Source organism: Streptomyces anatolicus (assembly GCF_019400875.1).
Taxonomy (GTDB): domain Bacteria; phylum Actinomycetota; class Actinomycetes; order Streptomycetales; family Streptomycetaceae; genus Streptomyces; species Streptomyces anatolicus.
In genome coordinates this window covers 1-3,517 of sequence record NZ_WMBF01000589.1, presented here as the reverse complement: position 1 = coordinate 3,517, position 3,517 = coordinate 1, and the positions used below count along the sequence as shown (strand labels likewise).

The 3,517-nt window shown below is 71.9% G+C and carries 4 protein-coding genes; 3 read left to right on the top strand and 1 reads right to left on the bottom strand.

Annotated elements, in window-relative coordinates; all coding sequences use genetic code 11:
* The first annotated feature begins 75 nt into the window (after positions 1-75).
* The 3 genes from GKQ77_RS30005 (at position 76) to GKQ77_RS29995 (ending at position 3,028) form a co-directional block, all read left to right on the top strand.
* Entirely contained in the window at positions 76-891 is an 816-nt protein-coding gene (locus tag GKQ77_RS30005; protein WP_219692264.1) for an alpha/beta fold hydrolase, read from the top strand.
* 161 nt (positions 892-1,052) lie between these two features.
* Positions 1,053-2,420, top strand: a complete 1,368-nt coding sequence (locus GKQ77_RS30000; protein WP_258022219.1) for a sensor histidine kinase — start codon at positions 1,053-1,055, stop codon at positions 2,418-2,420.
* On the top strand, positions 2,384-3,028 hold the full coding sequence (locus GKQ77_RS29995) for a LuxR C-terminal-related transcriptional regulator (RefSeq protein WP_125514226.1): 645 nt from the start codon (positions 2,384-2,386) through the stop codon (positions 3,026-3,028). Before GKQ77_RS30000 ends, GKQ77_RS29995 begins: the two co-directional genes overlap by 37 nt.
* 101 nt (positions 3,029-3,129) lie before the next feature.
* Here GKQ77_RS29995 and GKQ77_RS29990 read toward each other — a convergent pair.
* Positions 3,130-3,517: SDR family NAD(P)-dependent oxidoreductase (locus tag GKQ77_RS29990; RefSeq protein ID WP_219692263.1), on the bottom strand; the 388-nt coding region annotated here is incomplete at its 5' end.

Sequence of the window (3,517 nt, the reverse complement as noted above, 5' to 3'; positions counted from 1 at the left end):
CCACCCACGCCCCCGATTGCACCGAGAGCAAAGATCTTATTGCACCGGACAGTTGACCCGACCTAGCCTCCTCCCATGGCAACCGCACAGCTCAACGGCGTCACCATCGCTTACGACGACACAGGCGAGCCCGAACCACAAGCTGGGCCCCGCCCCACCCTCGTACTCCTCCACGGCCACCCCTTCGACCGCTCCATGTGGACCCCGCAGCGCGAGGCCTTCGCCGCGACCCACCGCGTCATCACCCCCGACCTCCGCGGCTACGGCGCGTCGACCGTCGTCCCCGGCACCACGGACATCGCCGCCTTCGCCGAGGACCTTGCCGCGCTCCTGGACCACCTGGAAGTAAGGGAGTTCGCGCTCGGCGGCCTCTCCATGGGCGGCCAGATCGCGATGGAGTGCTACCGCCTGTTCCCGGAGCGCGTCACAGGCCTCCTCCTCGCGGACACCTTCCCCGCCGCCGAGACCCCGGAGGGCAAGGCCGCCCGCAACTCCCTCGCGGACCGGCTGCTCGCCGAGGGCATGAAGGGGTACGCGGACGAGGTGCGGGACAAGATGGTGGCGCCGTACAACGAGGAAGCGTCCGCGTACGTCCACCGCATGATGCTCGCCGCCCCGCCCGAGGGAGCGGCCGCCGCCCTGCGCGGCCGGGCCGAACGCCCCGACTACCGAGCCCTGTTGACGCGGGCCGCCGTGCCGGCCCTCGTGGTCGTGGGCCGCGACGACACCTACACCCCGGTCGCCGACGCCGAGGCCATGCACGCCGCGCTGCCCGACTCCGTACTGAGCGTCGTCGAGTCGGCCGCGCACCTGCCGAACCTGGAACGGCCCGCCGAGTTCAACGCGGCGGTCCGCGCCTGGCTGACCCGCGTCACCGCGCCCCACGCCTGACCCTCACGGCCTCGGCGAAGCCCCCGCGAAGAGGGGAGTTTTCACCACCGACTTCTGCCCGGTGACCGCCCCATAATGAACCCCACGGCCGTACGAACCCGCAGATCAGAGACATACGGAACAAGGCGAACAGGCCTCACGGGGAACACAGGGGGATCACCATGCCCACCACCACGGACACACAACCACAGCCACAACCACGCCCACCGGGGCTGAAGAAGGCGCACCCGACGCGAAGTTCCGCACACGCCGGCGCCTTCACCCGCTCCCTGCTCCTGTGGGCCCTGTCCCTGCGGGCCCTCTGGGTCTCGCTCTGGACCACCCACGCCCACCTCTTCCTCATGAGCGGCCTCCGCGCCAAACTGCTCCCGAGGGCCGTGAAGAACGTACGGAAACTGGCCGACCGGCAGCGACAGCTGGCCGAGGAGTGGTCGGGCCGGGACTTTCCTGCCCCCTACCGCGAGCTGCAGACGACGGACCAGGGCCCGGCCCTGCGCGCCCAGTTGGCGAGCAGGGAGGGCCAGGTGTGGCGGGACTGGCGGTGGGCGAACCTCCACCCGTACGTCGGCGGACTGATCGCCTTCGCCCCCCTCGCGCTCGTCCTCAGCGGGGTATGGGGGCTGGTCACCGCGGTCTTCGGGGTGCGGCTCTCCCAGGAGTGGGACAGCATCTGGTACCTGTTCATCCCGGTCCAGAACTGGCCGACGGCCGCCCTCGCGGGGGTACTCGGCGCCCTTCAGTTCCCGCTCGCGTTCCGCTGGGCCGCGCCCAGGGCCGTAAGTCTCCACGAGCGCTACCTGCGGGCGATACTCGCCCCCAGCGAGGACGAACTGCGCGCGGAGATGGCCGAGATGGCACACCGCATCGACCACCTCACCACGACCCGTACGGCCGCCGTCGACACGCAGATGGCCGAGATCCGCCGCATCGAACGCGATCTGCACGACGGCGCCCAGGCCCGCCTGGTGGCGATGGGCATGACGCTCGATGCCGCCGAGCACCTGCTCGAATCGAACCCCGAGGCCGTGCGCGCCCTCCTCGCCGAGGCCCGCGAGAACTCCACGAAGGCCCTTCAGGAACTGCGCGACCTGGTCCGCGGGATCCACCCGCCGGTCCTCGCGGACCGCGGCCTCGCCGACGCCGTACGCTCCCTGGCGCTGATCAGCCCGCTCAGGACCGAGGTCCGGGCCGACCTGCCCGCGCGCCCCGAGCCACCGGTGGAGTCGGCCGCGTACTTCGCGGTCTCGGAGCTGATGACCAACGCCGCGAAGCACTCGGGGGCCGGGCGGGCCCGGGTCGACATCAGCCACGAGCCGGGCCTCACCACCCCAGGCACTCTCCGCATCAAGGTCACCGACGACGGCCGCGGCGGCGCCGATGCCACCCGGGGAACCGGCCTGCGCGGCATAGAACAGCGGCTGGCCACCTTCGACGGCGTGCTCACCGTGAGCAGTCCGCTCGGCGGCCCGACGACGGTGACGCTGGAGGTGCCGTGCGCGTTGTCCTCGCCGAAGACCACTTCCTGCTGAGGGACGGCCTCGCCCGCCTCCTCACCGCCTTCGGGCACGAGGTCGCCGCGGCCGTCGACAACGGCCCCGAGCTGCTCGCCGCGCTCATGGACCTGCGGCCGGACGTCGCGATCGTCGACGTCCGGCTCCCGCCGGGCTTCAGCGACGAGGGCCTGCGCGCGGCCGTGGAGGCACGCGGCCGCGTGCCGGGCCTGCCGGTGCTGCTGCTCTCCCAGTACGTGGAACCGTTGTACGCCCATGAGTTGCTGGCCACCGGCTCCGAGGGGGTCGGCTACGTACTGAAGGACCGGGTCTCCAACGGCGCGCAGTTCATCGGGACGATCGAACGGGTCGCCCGGGGCGGTACGGCCATGGACCCCGAGGTGATCTCCCAGCTCCTGGTCCGCAAGGCCCGCGACACCGCGATGGCGGCGCTCACGGGCCGCGAGCGGGAGGTCCTGGAGTGTCTGGCGCAGGGCCGCTCGAACGCGGGGATCGCGGAGGCGCTGTTCATCTCGGAGAAGGCGGTCGCCAAGCACATCGGCAACATCTTCCCCAAGCTCGGGCTGCCCCCCTCGGACACGGACAACCGCCGGGTCCTGGCGGTCCTGGCCTACCTGAACCACTGACGCGGCCCCGGGCCCGGGCACCTACCATCGGCGCCGCCTGGGCGGGCGGCCCTCCGGCGGCCAAACGGCCAGGCAACCCCGGCTCACCGAGCGGACCCGGACTACCACCCGGGCGCCGCCCCCACCCCACCATCAACCACCAGGTCAACCCCCGTAATCCACGACGCCGAGTCCGACGCGAGGAATACACACGCGCTGCCGACGTCCTCGGGGCGTCCGAGTCGGCCGAGCGGTGCTGCCCTTCCCCACCGCTCCACGCCCTCCGGCCACTCCTCGGCGAGGCCGGGCCGGTCGATGAGGCCGGGGGAGACGCTGTTGACGCGGATGCCCCGCTCCCCGTACTCCAGCGCGGCCGAGCGGGCGAACATAATCAGGGCCGCCTTCGACGCGCTGTAGTGGGCGTGGCCGGGCGCGGGGCGGGACCCCTCGATGGACGCGATCTGCGTAATCGAACCGCCTCCGCCCCAACCCCTAACCCCGCTCCCGTCC